Consider the following 15,531-nt stretch of genomic DNA (forward strand, 5'->3'; position numbering starts at 1 on the left):
CTATTTTTGACGGGTAAAACTATCCGCTTATGCCTCTCCGGATTTTGACATGGACGTTGCTCTTGTGGGCGCACGCCAGCCTGGCCCAGCAAGAGCCTGTGCTGGGAAAATGGAAGACGGTCGATGACAACACCGGCAAAGAGCGGTCGGTTGTAGAGCTATATGAGCGTGACGGCAAAGTTTACGGCAGGATTATTAAGCTTGTCCGCGCTCCCGAAGACGACCCGGACCCGGTCTGTGACGAGTGCCCGGAGGACGACCCCCGCTATAAGAAGAAGATCGTTGGCATGGAAATTATGCAGGACATGGTCAAATCGGATAGCGAATATACCGACGGCAAGATTCTCGACCCTGAAAGCGGCAAGGTATATGGCTGTAAGATCTGGCTGGATGGAGATGACTTAAAAGTCCGCGGATACTGGGGGCCATTTTATCGAACCCAAACCTGGAACAGGGTGCATTAACCTCTTTAAAGAGCCCATTCGCCGGAAAATTCACAAAAAGACAACCTCAGAGGTTACAACCCCGCTAAACGATGGTATACAGGTCGAGCTCAAACATGGACGAAAAAGAGATTTTCGAGCGCATTTGCAAAGGCGACGAGAAAGCTCTCGAGTTCCTGTACAAGAAGTACTACCGGATGATGACCAAGCTCGTCATCACCAACAGTGGAACAGAAGAAGAGGCCCGCGATGTTTACCAGGACGCCCTGATCGTCTTCTGGCAAAAAGCCACCTCAGGTAACCTGGTCATGACCTCCAAGATCAGTACCTATATCTACAGCATTTGTCAGAATCTGTGGAGAAAAGAGCTGGATAGAAAAAAACGCCTCTCGAATGAAGAAAAAGACACGGCTGTGTCGTTAGATACAGAGACGGCCGAACGTGATAGAATAATTTTACGCTGCATCGAGCAATTAGGGGAAACCTGTAAGAAAGTGCTGATGTATTATTACTTCGACGAGATGTCGATGCAAGAGATTGCCGACAAGCTGGGATTCGCCAACACCGATACCGCGAAAACGAAGAAGTACAAGTGTAAGATGAAATTGGATGAATTAGTGAAATCTCAGTACTCTGAGCAGGACTTTTTGGATTAGAATTATGGCACTGGAAAGAGATTTGGAATTATTAGACCGCTACATTGCGAACGGACTGAAGGGTGAGGAGAAGGCGGCTTTCGAACAACAGTTGAGCGCCGATCCTGAATTGAGCCGCGAGTACACGTTGCAACAAAGCATTGCCGAAGGTATCCGCCAGACCCGCCGGGTCCAGTTGAAGGCCATGTTGAACGCGATACCGGTTCCTGCTGCTACTGGCGGCGAAGCTGTATTGGCGAAGACGCTGGCAGGCCTGCTGGTGGCCGGTGCGATTGGCGCAGGTGTATACCTGTACCTGAAGCCGAGCAACGACAGCGCTGCGACTGCCCAACAGGAATCACCCGCAACGGAAACACAACCCGAGTCGGTTGTAACGCCTGATACTGCACCGGCTACGGAAACACCCGCTACCCCGCCGGCAGAGCAACACGAGACAGTGACTGTCCCCGCCCCTACCGAGCAGGCCCCGGCTACCAACAAAACGGCTCGTCCCAAAGACACCGCCGCGGCTGTGCCGCAAGAGCCGGCCATGGCCAAGCCAAATGTTACCGTGTTTGACCCGAGCGAAGAAGCCGGCAACACTGCACCGCACGAAGATGGTTCACTGCGTGAATCTTCGAACGAGCCGAAGAATGGCAAGGCGAAGATCGAGGTGCGCACTGATAACAATAACAAGAAATATACTTTCCACTACCAGTTTAAGGAAGGTAAGCTCTACCTCTACGGCTCATTCGAAAAGAACCTGTACGAGATCATGGAGTTCTTTAGCGACAACAAACGCACGGTATTCCTCTTCTACAAAGAGAGCTACTACCTGCTGAACGAAGAATCTGAGAAGATCCGGCCGCTGACGCCCATTAGCGACCCCGTATTGCTCAAGAAACTGACCGACTACCGCGGCAAGTAACCGCAGCCGGTACCGCCGAACGCTTTACGACCAAGGCCCGCTTCCCGCGGGCCTTGTTTTTTACAGGCCCTGGAGGCCCCACAGAAACTACGGTATTTCGTATTTTCTCATAACTTTGGGGCTTACAGCATGGAGAAAGCAACAAGAAAGAAGAAATTGGGCGGCTATCCAGCCGTCGGTGTGGTGTTCAGCATCACGCTGGCCCTCTTTGCCCTGGGCCTGTTTGGCACCCTCATGATCTACTCCCAGGAATTCGGGAAGATGGTGCGCGAAAACCTCAATGTAAAAGTATACCTCAAAAGCACGCTGACCGAAAACCAGCGTAGCCAGCTGGAGAAGACCCTGCTGGGAAAAGAATATGTTGCTTCGGGTGAAACCGCACTGAAATACATCTCCAAGGAAGAAGCCGAAAAAGACCTCGTTGCGCAAATCGGCGACTACAAAGAGATCCTTGGGGAGAACCCCTTAAAAGATGCCTTCATCGTTGGTATCAAGCCCGGGTTTCAGGATACTACCAACCTGAAAAAAATCAAGGCAGACCTGGAAACCGTCAACGGTATCCTGGAGGCAACCTACGAAAAGCATCTGTTTGACGCGGTCAATACGAACTTCTTTAACATCTCGATCGTCCTGATTGTGATTGCCGTCATCATGCTGGTGATAACCTTCCTGCTCGTCAGCAATACCTTGCGCATTGCTTTGTTCTCGCAGCGTTTCCTGATTCGCAGCATGCAGCTCGTGGGCGCCAAGCGCTGGTTTATTCAGCGCCCTTTTCTGTTCCGCGCAGCGGGCTATGGCCTTCTGGCCGGTGCGTTGACGAGCGCGTTGCTGTGGGCGCTGTCGGACTACTCGCAGAAAAAACTTCCCGATATTATGCTGGTGCATAACCAGCGGCACTTCCTGTTCTTACTGGCATTGCTGCTCGGCATCGGCATGGTCGTCGCTGTTGTCAGCACGTTCTTTTCGATCCACCGGTACCTGAAAATGTCTTTAGACGAACTATACTGATAAACCAACCGTCATGCAAAGCAAACTTCCTTTTGGAAAAAAGAACTATCAATGGATGATCATCGGCGTCGTAACGCTTTTATTGGGCTTCATTATTATGGCCCTCGATAAGAGCCAGCACGGGTTCGGCTTCCTGGGACTGACGCTGGGCCCGATCGTCGTGATGGCCGGATTCATCATGGAGATCTACGCCATCCTTCACAAACCTACCGAATAGTCTCAGCACATTTCGTCCATGTCTATCCTACAAGCCATCATTCTCGCCATCATCGAGGGCGTTACGGAATTTCTGCCGATCTCGTCTACCGGTCACATGATCATCGGCTCATCGCTGATGGGCATTGGATCTGATCCTTTTGTTAAAATGTTTACGGTGGCCATCCAGTTGGGCGCGATCCTGTCGGTCATCGTACTGTATTGGAAACGGTTCTTTCAGTCCCTTGATTTTTACTATAAGCTGGTGGTTGCGTTCCTACCCGTGGCCGTCGTCGGGTTGTTGGTCGAAGACTATATCGACGCCCTGCTGGAGCGTGTGGACGTGGTGGGCTATACGTTGCTGATCGGTGGTATCTTCTTTTTGTTTGTCGACAAGCTTTTTAAGAATAACGAAAACAGCACGAAAGAGATCGATTACCCCACGGCCTTTAAGGTCGGCGCATTTCAGATCTTTGGACTCATCCCGGGCGTATCGCGCTCGGCAGCGACTATTATCGGCGGCATGGCCCAGAAGCTGAACAAAAAGACTGCGGCGGAGTTTTCCTTCTTCCTGGCCGTACCGACCATGGCGGGCGCAACCGGGCTCAAAATGCTGAAATACTTCCTGGAGGGCAACACCTTTGGCGCGCACGAAATTACCTTACTGGCCGTTGGTAACGTCGTGGCCTTTATCGTGGCCATCGTCGCCATCAAATCCTTCATCAGTTTCCTGACGCGCTACGGCTTTAAGCTCTTCGGGTATTACCGCATCGTGCTGGGCATCCTCATCCTGGTGCTGTATTACCTCAACGTAGGCCTTACCATTATCTAAATGGAAAACGCTCCCGACAGCGAGGGCCGCGTACTACTCGTCAACAAGCCCCTGGAGTGGACTTCGTTTGATGTGGTCAACAAGCTGCGCTACAAGCTCAAGATGAAAAAGATCGGCCATGCCGGCACGCTCGACCCCCTGGCTACCGGCCTGCTCATCATCTGCACCGGCAAAATGACCAAGAAGATCGAAGAATTCATGGGCCAGGAGAAAGAATATACCGGCCGTTTTATCATTGGTCAGACCACGCCTTCATACGACCTCGAAACCGAGGTGAGTGAAGCCCAGGATATATCCCACATCACGCCTGATATGATTCGCGCGGCAGCGGCCAAACAAGAAGGCCGCATACAACAACTGCCGCCCGCACATTCCGCCATTCGCATTGGCGGCAAGCGCGCCTACGAATTTGCCCGCCAGGGGAAAGATGTCGTGCTGACACCGCGCGAGGTGGAGATCAGTACGTTTGAGATCACGGCGATAAACCTGCCCGAAGTATCGTTCCGCATTGTCTGCTCGAAGGGCACCTACATTCGCAGCATCGCGCGCGACCTGGGCGAAACCCTCGGCGTCGGTGCCTACATGGCCGAGCTTTGCCGCACCCGCATTGGGAAATATACGCTCGAAAACGCCCTGTATATTGACGAAATACAGTAGGTTTGCCTACCATTCAGGAGCATGAAGATCTATCATGGAATCGACGATTTTACCCGCCTGGACTATGCCGTTGTCACCAGCGGCACCTTTGACGGCGTACACGTCGGGCACCAGAAAATACTAAACCGCCTGCGCGAGGTGGCCCTGAAACATGGTGGCGAGACCGTGGTGATCACCTTCTGGCCGCACCCGCGACTGGTGCTGCACCCCGAAGATCGCTCCCTCAAGCTGCTGAACACCTTTGAAGAAAAGGCGGAGCTGCTGAAACAACAGGGCATCCAGCACCTGGTGCGCATTCCGTTTACCAAGGAATTCTCGCAGCTTACCTCCGAAGAGTTTATTCAGAAGATCCTGGTGCAAACCATCGGCACGAAAAAGCTGGTAATCGGCTATGACCATCGCTTTGGCCACAACCGCGAAGGTAGCTTTGAGCAATTGAAGCTCAACGCGCCGCGCTACGGGTTTGACGTGGAAGAAATTCCGCGCCAGGACGTCGACCATGTCGCGGTGAGCTCTTCCAAGATCAGAAAGGCGTTGGAAGAAGGCGATCTGGAAACTGCCTCGCACCTGCTGGGGCAGCCGTATAGCCTTACCGGTCGTGTTGTCGTTGGCGACCGCATCGGGCGGCAGCTGGGCTACCCCACCGCCAACATCGACATCGACACGCATTATAAATTGATTCCTGCCGACGGCATCTATGCTGTTACCGTACTGCATGGCCGTGCCTTGTATAAAGGCATGTTGTACATCGGCAACCGACCGACGGTAAACGGCACGAAGCGCGCCATCGAAGTAAACCTCTTCGATTTTAGTGGCGACCTGTACGGCGAAAGCCTGACGCTGCGCTTCCATACGTTTATACGCGGCGACGAGAAATTCCCGGACCTTGACACGTTGAAACAGCAGCTGGCCCAGGACAAGATCGATGCCCTGCGCTTGCTGCCAGAACAGTAACGCATACCCCCACCCTCTATGCAACCCCTGTGGATTCCTTCGGAAGAAACGATACAGCAATCCAACCTGCTGCGCTATACGCAGTGGCTGGCCCGCACACGCAATCTTTCCTTTGACACCTACGAGGCGCTCTGGCAGTGGTCAACGGCACACGCCGGCGACTTCTGGCAAAGCCTGTGGGAGTATTTCGACATTCAGCACGACGGCTCCTGTCAGCACGTGGTCACGGGCACGATGCCCCGCGCACAGTGGTTTGAAGGCACGCGGCTGAACTATGCCGAGCACATCTTTCGCCAGGCCACCGATGCCCATCCGGCGATTATCTTTCAACGCGAAGACGGCCCGTTGCAAGAGACCTCCTGGGCTACATTGCGCCAGCAGGTAGCGTCGCTGCAGCAGTTCTTTCACACACAAAATATTACGACGGGCGATCGCATTGCCGCCTATATGCCCGGCATCCCCGAAGCCTCGGCGGCGTTCCTGGCCACGAGCGGGCTGGGCGCAGTATGGTCTTCGTGCTCACCCGACTTTGGTACGCCGGCGGTCATTGACCGCTTTGCACAGATCGAGCCGAAAATACTGGTAGCCGTCGATGCTTATACGTACGGCGGCAAGACCTTTGACAAGCGGAGCGTCGTACAAGAGCTTGTGCATGCGCTGCCGTCCTTGCAGTGTGTGATCCTCCTCTCCTCGCAATCAGCACCCCTGACGCTTTCGAAGCCGGTTGTGTTATGGCAAGACGTTACAAAATCGTCAGACGTTCCGTTGCAGTTTGTACGCGTACCGTTTAGTCATCCCCTGTGGATCTTATATTCGTCCGGCACTACGGGACTGCCCAAGGCGATTGTGCAGGGGCATGGCGGCATCCTGTTGGAGCATCTGAAGTACGGTACCTTTCACAATGACTTTAAGCCGGGCGAGCGCTGCTTCTGGTATACCACCACGGGCTGGATGATGTGGAATTATATCCATGGCAGTTTGCTGGCCGGTGGCACCATGGTGCTCTATGACGGTAGTCCCGGGTATCCGGACCTGAATGTATTGTGGAAGTTTGCTGCCCAGGCGCGCATTCATCACTTTGGTACCAGTGCGGGCTTTATCCTGGCCTGTATCAAAGCGGGTATACATCCGGCAGCACTTGGCGACCTGAGCACCTTGCGCTCCGTCAGCTCCACGGGCAGCACGCTGCCGCCGGAGGGCTTTGAGTGGATCTATCGCACGGTGAAGCATGACCTCTGGCTGGCGTCGATGAGCGGCGGCACCGATGTGTGCAGCGCCTTTGTAGGCGGCAATCCTACCCTGCCGGTATACGCAGGCGAGATTCAATGCCGCGCGCTGGGCTGCAGCCTGGAAGCGTGGAGTGAAGACGGCCAACCGTTACTGGATGAGGTCGGCGAAATGGTCATCACCCGCCCCATGCCTTCCATGCCGGTATATTTCTGGAACGATCCCGACTTTAAACGCTATACCGAAAGCTACTTCGAAATGTTCCCGGGCATCTGGCGCCATGGCGACTGGATCCAACTCACACCGCGCCAGGGAGTGATCATTTACGGTCGCTCCGACGCTACCTTGAATCGCGGCGGCGTGCGCATCGGTACCAGTGAAATATACCGAGCTGTGGACAAGGTGAAGGAAGTGAAGGATAGCCTGGTGATCTGCCTGGAAAAATCCGGGGGCGAATTTTGGATGCCGCTGTTTGTGGTGATGCAGGAAGGCATTGCTCTCACGGACGATATCCGCAAGAAAATCAATACCGCGATCCGCAGCGACTACAGCCCACGCCATGTGCCCGACGAGATCATCGCCGTACCGGATGTGCCGTACACCATTAGCGGTAAAAAAACAGAAACACCCGTAAAGAAGATTTTGCAGGGGAAAGATCCGAAGGCGGTGCTCAACACCGGCTCGTTAAAGAACCCGGCATCCATGGATTTCTTTTTGGGGTTGGTGAAACAGTGACCAGCGGAGACCACGGTCAGCCCGGGTAGTGGGTATCGGATGTCTATCTGAAGTACCCTGAACCCACCCCTTACCTTGAGATGTCGCATGGATGTTCCACCCCTTTAAAGGGTAAGGACATCCGTAGGACATCTATGGGACATGTGTAGGACATCTATGTGGATGAGTCGCCTTTGACTGGGTGAATCCTCCCCTTTCCCGGGAAACATTTTACCTCTTCCCGACCTCTCCGGGACCCCGCAAAATCATGCACTCGTTCGAACAAACGAAGTCTCGGTACGAATTGTTTCGTTCCTTTTGCGCCTCTCACAACATCCCTATTCCCCCTTGTCCCTTAATCGTTCAGGCTGTAGCTTTAGGCCCCGATGGACGTAGAAATTCTCTCCCGTATACAATTCGCCTTTACAATTGCCTTTCACTATATCTATCCGCCGTTGAGTATCGGCCTGGGATTAGTGATGGTGTTCATGGAAGGCATGTACCTGAAGACCGGCAATGTCATCTATGAAAAGATGACCCGCTTCTGGGTAAAGATCTTTGCGCTGATCTTCGGCATTGGTGTCGCCACCGGCATTGTCATGGAGTTTGAGTTCGGTACGAACTGGGCTGTTTACTCGCGGTATGTTGGCGATGTGTTTGGCAGTGCACTGGCGGCCGAAGGTATATTTGCTTTTGCATTGGAGTCGGGTTTCCTCGGTATTCTCATCTTTGGCTGGAATCGGGTTGGCCCGCGGGTACACTTCTTCTCGACCATCATGGTGACGCTGGGCTCGATGTTCTCGGCCATCTGGATCGTGGTGGCCAATTCCTGGCAACAGACACCCACCGGATATCACATTGTGGGCGAAGGCATCCATGCCCGCGCGGAGATCACCGACTTCTGGGCGATGGTCTTTAACCCTTCGTCGGTTGATCGTATTCTGCACGTGTGGTCAGGTTCTTTTCTGGCAGGTGCATTTCTGGTGACCAGTGTCAGTGCATGGTATATCTTAAAAGGTAAATATATCGAGCTGTCGCGTGCATCCTTTAAGATCGCATTGACGGTTGCCCTGGGCGCGTCCTTGTTTCAGCTCTTTAGCGGTCACCGTTCGGCTGACATTGTAGCACACTACCAACCGGCAAAGCTTGCTGCCATGGAGGGACATTTTGATTCCCTGGCGGTGGCGGATATGTATTTGTTCGGGTGGGTAAACAAAGAAGAACAAAAGACTTCAGGGCTCTCCATACCGGGCGGGCTCTCGTTCATGACGCACGGTGATTTCAATGCGCCGGTGCCCGGCCTTAACAGCATTCCTGAAAAGGACCGGCCGGGAGCGGTAAACTTTGTCTTCCAGACCTATCACACCATGATCGTCATCGGCATGTTCCTGATCGCGTTGTCGCTATACGCTACATTCTTGTGGTGGCGGGGTACGTTGTTCAACAAACGCTGGTTGTTGTGGCTGTTTGTGTGGGCGGTGCTGTTGCCGCAGATCGGAAACCAGGTGGGTTGGTACACGGCCGAAGTAGGACGACAACCGTGGGTGGTCTATAAATTATTGCGCACGTCCGATGCGCTGTCGGAAGCTGTTACGGCCAACCAGGTATTGTCGTCGCTTATTCTTTTTACCCTGGTATACATCCTGCTGTTTACATTATTTGTGTATCTGCTCAACAAAAAGATCACACACGGGCCGTACGACACGCACAACGAAGACCACAGCCCGCGACACCTGGAAATGGCCGATGCTGTTAAATCTTCACACCCTACTAACCCCTCCTAGCGCATGGAAACTTTTGCCGGTATTGATTATGCTACCTGGTGGTTCCTCGTGATCGGCGCCGTCTTTACGGGCTACGCCATCCTGGACGGCTTCGACCTGGGGGCCGGGGCGCTGCACCTCTTTCTGAATAAAGAGAACAGCCGGCGCATTGCGCTGAATGCCATTGGTCCGGTGTGGGACGGTAACGAAGTCTGGCTGGTCATTGGTGGCGGAGCGTTGTTTGCCGGCTTTCCGGAAGTATATGCTTCGTTGCTGTCGGCATTTTATACGCCCTTCATGATCTTCCTGGTGGCCCTTATCTTCCGTGCGGTATCAATCGAATTCCGCAGCAAAGAGCCGATGTTGTGGTGGCGGCGCATGTGGGATGTCAGCTATTGTCTCTCCAGCGCGCTGCTGGCATTTCTGCTGGGCATGATGCTAGGCAATGTGGCCCAGGGCCTACCACTCGACAAAGACCATATATACCGTGGCACCGACATGGCGTTTCTCAATCCCTATGCGTGCATGGTGGGCGTCACCGCGCTGGCGCTCTTTATGATGCACGGCGCGATTTACCTGGTCATGAAAACCGAGGACCGGTTATATGCCAAGCTGACGATCATCGTGCGGCGCGCGACCATCTTCTTTGTGATCAGCTTTGTTATTACCTCGTTCTACACCGTACTGTATATACCCCACATGGCCGACCAGATACACGACAGTCCGTCGATGTTTGTGCTGCCGGTGATTATGATCCTGGCGATTGCCAACATTACCCGCATGGTGGCCAAGCGCAAATACCTGCTGGCATTCCTGTCGTCCGCCCTGGTGATCAGTGTGTCGTTGATGATTGTCTGTTTGGAATTATTTCCGGTAATCCTCTATTCGGCGGGGGCGCCCGAAAATAGCCTGACGGTGTATAACGCGTCCTCGTCGGAGAAGACGCTGGGCATTATGCTGACCGTGGCGGCGATTGGTGTGCCGCTGGTGGCGGCCTACACCACCTTTGTATTCTGGACCTTTAAGGGCAAGGTGACATTAGACGAAACAAGCTATTAAAGTCAGGAACACTAAACGGCCGACACCTGTTATATTTGGGCTATGAAAAAATCATCGATTCAGTTCAGCGTAGAGCTTGACGACAAAAACATACCCGAAAAAATACAGTGGGACGCTACCGACAAGCCCGATCCGGGCATGAGTGACACCAAATCCATGATGGTGTCACTGTGGGATCATAAACAGAAAAACACATTACGCATTGCCCTGTGGACCAAGGACATGCCGGTAGAGGACATGAAGCGGTTCTATGTAGACTGCATTGGCGGCATCGGTCAGAGCATTTTAGAGGCGACCAACGACGAAGCCATGAGCAGTGAGATTAACGCCTTGTGTGAACGCCTGGTGAAGCACGTTCTCAAGAATCCGGAATAGCCGAACCACGATATGCCAAATTCGGCAGGTATTTGTAAAAATACCTGCTTTTTTTATGCCCTTTGTGTAAATTTTAATCATCTGACCTCCTTCAATGGCGTTACGTTAGCCCTATCCCTGAAAAATCCGATAAATCTAAAATGAATTGGTAACGATTTCATATTATGAAAACGACGCCTTCAAACGTTTGTTATTTTGATATTTTTTGTACTTTACCATAGGAAAGCTCGGTATGCATAACAAATCGGGCTTCGATAAGGCCCCCTTTCACTTAACCTATTTCCGTATTGAACCCATGAAAAAAATCTACAAAGCTTCGTTAGCGATCGTGCTGATGGCGCTGTTGTCGGCCTCCGTTCACGCTCAAACCGCTATTTCCGGAAAAGTTACGGATGCTGCCACTGGCGAACCCCTGGCTGGGGTCAACATTCTCGTCAAAGGACGAGTTATCGGTACCATTTCCGATGCAGGGGGCGAGTTTTCGCTTAAAGCCAGCGATGCACCACCCCTTACCCTTGCCTTCTCGTTTGTCGGCTACCAGACGGTGGAGGTAGAAGTCACCAACGCCAATACCACGGGCCTGGATGTCAAATTGGAAGAGCAGACCGTACTTGGTCAAGAGGTGGTTATTTCCGCTTCGCGTGTGGAAGAGAGCATTATGCGCTCACCCGTAACGATCGAGAAAGTCGATCTGCTGGCCATTCAACAGACCCCCGCGCCCGATTTTTACGACGCGCTGGCCAATGTAAAGGGTGTGCAGTATACTTCGAGCAGTCTCAACTTTCCACAGGTCAACACCCGCGGCTTTGCGACCATTGCCAACGTGCGCTTTGTACAATTGGTGGATGGTATGGATACACAAGCTCCTCTGCTGAACTTCCCTACCGGGAACATCATCGGTATCGGCGAGCTCGATGCGGAAAGTATGGAACTGGTGCCGGGCGCGGCGTCGGCGCTCTACGGTCCCAATGCGTTTAACGGTATCCTGATTATGAAGAGCAAAAGCCCGTTTGAGTACCAGGGCCTTAGCGCCCAGTTCAAGGGTGGATTGACGACATCAGACGCGCAAGGTAAATCGTACCCGATGACAAGTTTTGGCATTCGCTACGCCAAGGCATTCAATAACAAGTTTGCCTTTAAAGTTAACTTCTCGATGATGGATGCCGAAGACTGGCATAGCAACGACTATAAAATGGATGTAAACCGTCCGGAGTCTTCTATAGACCTCAGCGGCCAGCCGAACTTCAACGGGGTGAATACCTATGGTGACGAAGCCGTCATACCGGTGCCCCTGCCGGTACCCGGCTATGCACCGCTTGATCTGCGTCGCACGGGCTGGAGAGAAGAAGATATTGTCGATAACTACGATGCTAAAAGTATCAAGGCCGATGTAGCATTGCATTATCGCATTACGGACAAGATCGAAGCCTTGTATAACTACCGCTACGGTGGCGGTAGCTCCGTATACCAGGGCTCGCAGAAATATGCGCTGCGTGACTTCACGCAGCAGTTCCACAAAGTAGAATTGCGTGGCAAGAACTTCTTTGTGCGTGGGTATGTAACGGCTACCGACGCCGGTGACTCCTATAACATGGCCGCCCTTGGCGGACTCATGAATGAACGCATCAGCCCTACGGCAACCCAGTGGGCACCCGAGTACGCGCAGCGTTATATCCTCGCCATGCAAGGTTATATTCCCGGTGTAACCGGTGGTGATATGGCCGCGGCACACCAGGCTGCCCGCGCCTATGCGGACCGCAATCGCCCTGCGATTGGCTCTACCGAGTATAAAACCTTAGTGGAGTCTGTGCGCAACGACTACTTCCAACGCAATCCTGCCGGTGCAAAATTCAAGGACCAGTCGCGTCTGTACCATGCCGAGTTCAACTACAACTTTGCCGAACTCATCAAGTTTGCCGAGATCCAACTGGGTGGCAACTTCCGGCGGTATAGCCTCTTCTCTGACGGCACGATCTTCAACGAAGCGCCCGCAGACGGCGTCAACTTCAAGCGTATTGACATCGATGAATTTGGTGTCTACGGTCAGATTTCCAAAACCGTGGCCGATGCGCTCAAGCTGACGGGATCGTTGCGTTTTGATAAGAATCAAAACTTTGACGGCCGTATAACACCCCGCGTATCGGCGGTGTATACTATGAATGAAAACCACAACATCCGTGCATCGTTCCAAACCGGCTTCCGTAACCCCGACACCCAAGCACAGTTCATTTATTTCCCTGCCGGCACGAACATCCTGCTGGGCAGCGCGAAGAAAAATGCCGAACGCTACGGTGTACACAACGGTGGTGCCTGGACGCGCGCTTCATATGAAGACTTCCGCTCGAACGGCGGCACGCTCAATACCGACGGCTCTGTTGCCAGCGGCGATGCTTCGCGCCTGGTGGAAGCAAATGTGAAGTATGTGGAGCCCGAGCAACTGCGCGCATTTGAAGTGGGCTATAAGGGCATCTTCGGCGGCGGCCTGCTGCTCGATCTGAACGCCTATTACAATGCCTACGAAGACTTTATCGGCTCGCTGGATATTGTCAACAAACGTCCGACCAGCCACCAGGGCAACACAGTCCCTGCGGGCACTGTATACTCGCCCTATGTTAACTCGGCGGCTACCGTAAGCTCGTTTGGTGTCGGTGCAGGCGTTACGTACAACCTGCCGAAAGGCTATCAGCTGACGGGTAACTATAACTATGCCACGCTGGACGAAGACAAAGATCAGGATCCCAACTTCCGTTCGGGTTTCAACACACCCAAACACAAGTTCAACGTCGGCATCGGCAATCGGAAGCTGACGAAGACCCTTGGATTTAACGTGACTTACCGCTGGCAGGATGAATTCCTGTGGGAGTCTGACTTTGGTGCGTGGAACGTGCCGGAGTTTGGCGTAATCGACGCACAGTTGAGCTATAAGATCACGGCAATCAAAACCATCGCGAAAATTGGTGGCTCCAACATTGGTGGTGGCGACTATCGCACCAACCTGGGTGGTCCTTTTGTAGGACAGCAATACTATATTTCCCTCACGTTCGATGAATTCTTTAAATAAGCTTCAACTCTGACGATCATGAAAAAGATTATATACCTGGGTTATACCCTTTCGCTCATGCTTCTGGTCAGCGCCTGCGACCAGGACGTGATCGACCTGCAGCAGCCGGAAACGGTGGCCGACACCGCATGTGAAGATGCGTTGCCCGGTGCTGCCAACTTCTCGAAGTTTGTGACCATTGGCGAGTCGCTTGTCGCCGGATTCCAGGCCGGTGCGTTGTTCACCGAAGGACAAAATCATTCCTTGGGGTTGATCATTGCCGATAAACTAAAGTGCGTCGGTGGTGCAGCGACCTTTAATCAGCCGGACATCAACTCGGTGAACGGCTATAACGCTACGTATTCCAACCCTGGGGGGGGAGTCGTGCGGGGGCGTTTGATCCTGTTCGATTCTGACGGTACGGGCCCGAAGGGGCCGCTGCCGACACCAGCAGGCGCACCCGGCGTACCGGCACCGTACAATACCGCGGATATTCCGGGCGCCTATACGGGCGACAAAACGAAGCTCAACAACTTCGCGGTGCCCGGGGTTCAGCTAGTCCAATTTATTGCACCACAGACCGGCGGACCCGGTGTTCCTGAAAACCCTGCCTACAACCCTTTGTATGCACGTTTCGCCAGCAACCCTGGTACGTCTACGATCCTCGGCGACGCTCTGGCTACGCAGCCCACGTTCTTCCTGTTCTGGGGTGGCAACAACGATGTGTTGGGGTATGCGGTTTCAGGCGGATCTAACGAAGGAATATTAACCAGCGAGGCTGATTTCCAAACGCGTTACAACATTATCATTTCTTCGCTCCTCGGCTCCAGCGAAACAATAAAAGGTGTGGTCGGCAACGTACCCGATGTGACATCCATTCCGCATTTCACCACGGTGAAGTATAACAACATTCCACTGGACGCTGCTACCGTCACGATGTTGAATGCCGGTTTCGCGGGATTTAATAATGCTCTGGATGCGACTGTAGCATATTTAGGTCACAACGCTGCCGACGCTGCCCGGCGGAAGATAAACTTTGCCGCGGGTAACAATGCCATTGTGATTCAGGACGAGAGCCTGGCCGATCTCGGCGACGAGTTCGACATGCTCCGCGCCGCCAATGCCATCGATGACGCGCAGCGGGCTGCGCTTGCACCGTATGAGCAAGCACGCCAGGCCACGGCCGAGGATCTCTTTCCACTTTCGGCTGCCTCCGTATTGGGCACAATCCCGAATGGTGGAAACGCAAACACCATCATCGGCGTAACGGTGCCGCTGGCAGACCAGTATTCGCTGACCAAAACAGAGGTTGAGGTAGTACGTGCCCGCACGACAGCCTTTAACAACATCATCAAAACCGCTGCTGCGCAAAGCTCGCGCATAGCGCTGGCGGATGTAAACGCTACGTTCACCGGGTTGGTGACGGCCGGTGCGCAGTCACAAAACAACGTGACCATCACGCCCAACTTTGCCCCTCCTACCGGCGCTTTTTCGGAAGACGGCGTGCACCCGAACAGCCGCGGATACGCGTATACCGCGAACATCTTTATCAATGCAATTAATGCTAAGTTTGGATCAACAATACCGCTGGTGAACATTGGGGCTCATGGCGGTACGCCGTTGCCGGTGTCTCCTGCCGGGCTATAAAAAATAATACTACCTACCTATGAGAAAGGGCCGTTCGCGAGGACGGCCTTTTTT

General features: G+C 53.3%; 14 protein-coding genes. All 14 read left to right on the top strand.

Translation table 11 applies throughout. From position 1 onward, the window contains the following. The first annotated feature begins 29 nt into the window (after positions 1 to 29). The 14 genes from K7P01_RS02385 to K7P01_RS02450 all read left to right on the top strand — a co-directional run bounded on the left by K7P01_RS02385 (position 30) and on the right by K7P01_RS02450 (position 15,477). Positions 30 to 464: a DUF2147 domain-containing protein gene (locus tag K7P01_RS02385; RefSeq protein WP_267289438.1), complete on the top strand. Its 435-nt coding sequence runs from the start codon at positions 30 to 32 to the stop codon at positions 462 to 464. Positions 465 to 559: 95 nt separating this feature from the next. Beyond that, positions 560 to 1,099, top strand: a complete 540-nt coding sequence (locus tag K7P01_RS02390; RefSeq protein ID WP_267289440.1) for an RNA polymerase sigma factor — start codon at positions 560 to 562, stop codon at positions 1,097 to 1,099. A gap of 4 nt (positions 1,100 to 1,103) precedes the next feature. Then, positions 1,104 to 2,006 (top strand): hypothetical protein, encoded by a 903-nt coding sequence (locus K7P01_RS02395; RefSeq protein WP_267289442.1) that lies wholly within the window; start codon positions 1,104 to 1,106, stop codon positions 2,004 to 2,006. Between the two features lie 129 nt (positions 2,007 to 2,135). Then, positions 2,136 to 3,014: a cell division protein FtsX gene (locus K7P01_RS02400; protein ID WP_267289444.1), complete on the top strand. Its 879-nt coding sequence runs from the start codon at positions 2,136 to 2,138 to the stop codon at positions 3,012 to 3,014. A 13-nt stretch (positions 3,015 to 3,027) separates the two neighbouring features. Next, positions 3,028 to 3,231: a DUF3098 domain-containing protein gene (locus tag K7P01_RS02405; protein WP_267289446.1), complete on the top strand. Its 204-nt coding sequence runs from the start codon at positions 3,028 to 3,030 to the stop codon at positions 3,229 to 3,231. 18 nt (positions 3,232 to 3,249) lie between these two features. Next, positions 3,250 to 4,041, top strand: a complete 792-nt coding sequence (locus K7P01_RS02410; RefSeq protein ID WP_267289448.1) for an undecaprenyl-diphosphate phosphatase — start codon at positions 3,250 to 3,252, stop codon at positions 4,039 to 4,041. Further along, a complete protein-coding gene (truB, locus tag K7P01_RS02415; RefSeq protein WP_267289450.1) occupies positions 4,042 to 4,698 on the top strand; it encodes a tRNA pseudouridine(55) synthase TruB in 657 nt (218 codons plus the stop codon). 21 nt (positions 4,699 to 4,719) lie between these two features. Continuing rightward, positions 4,720 to 5,652: a bifunctional riboflavin kinase/FAD synthetase gene (locus K7P01_RS02420; protein ID WP_267289452.1), complete on the top strand. Its 933-nt coding sequence runs from the start codon at positions 4,720 to 4,722 to the stop codon at positions 5,650 to 5,652. Between the two features lie 18 nt (positions 5,653 to 5,670). Beyond that, positions 5,671 to 7,614: an acetoacetate--CoA ligase gene (locus K7P01_RS02425; protein WP_267289454.1), complete on the top strand. Its 1,944-nt coding sequence runs from the start codon at positions 5,671 to 5,673 to the stop codon at positions 7,612 to 7,614. Between the two features lie 365 nt (positions 7,615 to 7,979). Beyond that, entirely contained in the window at positions 7,980 to 9,377 is a 1,398-nt protein-coding gene (locus K7P01_RS02430) for a cytochrome ubiquinol oxidase subunit I (RefSeq protein ID WP_267289456.1), read from the top strand. A gap of 3 nt (positions 9,378 to 9,380) precedes the next feature. Next, complete coding sequence (gene cydB, locus K7P01_RS02435; protein WP_267289458.1) at positions 9,381 to 10,415, top strand: cytochrome d ubiquinol oxidase subunit II; 1,035 nt, start codon at positions 9,381 to 9,383, stop codon at positions 10,413 to 10,415. A gap of 42 nt (positions 10,416 to 10,457) precedes the next feature. Next, positions 10,458 to 10,790: a gliding motility protein GldC gene (gldC, locus tag K7P01_RS02440; RefSeq protein ID WP_254084941.1), complete on the top strand. Its 333-nt coding sequence runs from the start codon at positions 10,458 to 10,460 to the stop codon at positions 10,788 to 10,790. A gap of 295 nt (positions 10,791 to 11,085) precedes the next feature. Further along, positions 11,086 to 13,851 carry a TonB-dependent receptor gene (locus K7P01_RS02445; RefSeq protein ID WP_267289462.1) on the top strand — a complete coding sequence of 922 codons (2,766 nt, stop codon included), beginning with the start codon at positions 11,086 to 11,088 and terminating at the stop codon, positions 13,849 to 13,851. Between the two features lie 18 nt (positions 13,852 to 13,869). Then, positions 13,870 to 15,477: an SGNH/GDSL hydrolase family protein gene (locus K7P01_RS02450; protein ID WP_267289464.1), complete on the top strand. Its 1,608-nt coding sequence runs from the start codon at positions 13,870 to 13,872 to the stop codon at positions 15,475 to 15,477. Positions 15,478 to 15,531 lie beyond the last annotated feature (54 nt).

Source organism: Parachryseolinea silvisoli (assembly GCF_021190955.1).
GTDB classification, from domain to species: domain Bacteria; phylum Bacteroidota; class Bacteroidia; order Cytophagales; family Cyclobacteriaceae; genus Ohtaekwangia; species Ohtaekwangia silvisoli.

Coding starts and splice junctions, on each gene's coding strand:
- K7P01_RS02385 (WP_267289438.1), top strand. CDS start 30: ATGCCTCTCCGGATTTTGACATGGACGTTGCTCTTGTGGGCGCACGCC.
- K7P01_RS02390 (WP_267289440.1), top strand. CDS start 560: ATGGACGAAAAAGAGATTTTCGAGCGCATTTGCAAAGGCGACGAGAAA.
- K7P01_RS02395 (WP_267289442.1), top strand. CDS start 1,104: ATGGCACTGGAAAGAGATTTGGAATTATTAGACCGCTACATTGCGAAC.
- K7P01_RS02400 (WP_267289444.1), top strand. CDS start 2,136: ATGGAGAAAGCAACAAGAAAGAAGAAATTGGGCGGCTATCCAGCCGTC.
- K7P01_RS02405 (WP_267289446.1), top strand. CDS start 3,028: ATGCAAAGCAAACTTCCTTTTGGAAAAAAGAACTATCAATGGATGATC.
- K7P01_RS02410 (WP_267289448.1), top strand. CDS start 3,250: ATGTCTATCCTACAAGCCATCATTCTCGCCATCATCGAGGGCGTTACG.
- truB (WP_267289450.1), top strand. CDS start 4,042: ATGGAAAACGCTCCCGACAGCGAGGGCCGCGTACTACTCGTCAACAAG.
- K7P01_RS02420 (WP_267289452.1), top strand. CDS start 4,720: ATGAAGATCTATCATGGAATCGACGATTTTACCCGCCTGGACTATGCC.
- K7P01_RS02425 (WP_267289454.1), top strand. CDS start 5,671: ATGCAACCCCTGTGGATTCCTTCGGAAGAAACGATACAGCAATCCAAC.
- K7P01_RS02430 (WP_267289456.1), top strand. CDS start 7,980: ATGGACGTAGAAATTCTCTCCCGTATACAATTCGCCTTTACAATTGCC.
- cydB (WP_267289458.1), top strand. CDS start 9,381: ATGGAAACTTTTGCCGGTATTGATTATGCTACCTGGTGGTTCCTCGTG.
- gldC (WP_254084941.1), top strand. CDS start 10,458: ATGAAAAAATCATCGATTCAGTTCAGCGTAGAGCTTGACGACAAAAAC.
- K7P01_RS02445 (WP_267289462.1), top strand. CDS start 11,086: ATGAAAAAAATCTACAAAGCTTCGTTAGCGATCGTGCTGATGGCGCTG.
- K7P01_RS02450 (WP_267289464.1), top strand. CDS start 13,870: ATGAAAAAGATTATATACCTGGGTTATACCCTTTCGCTCATGCTTCTG.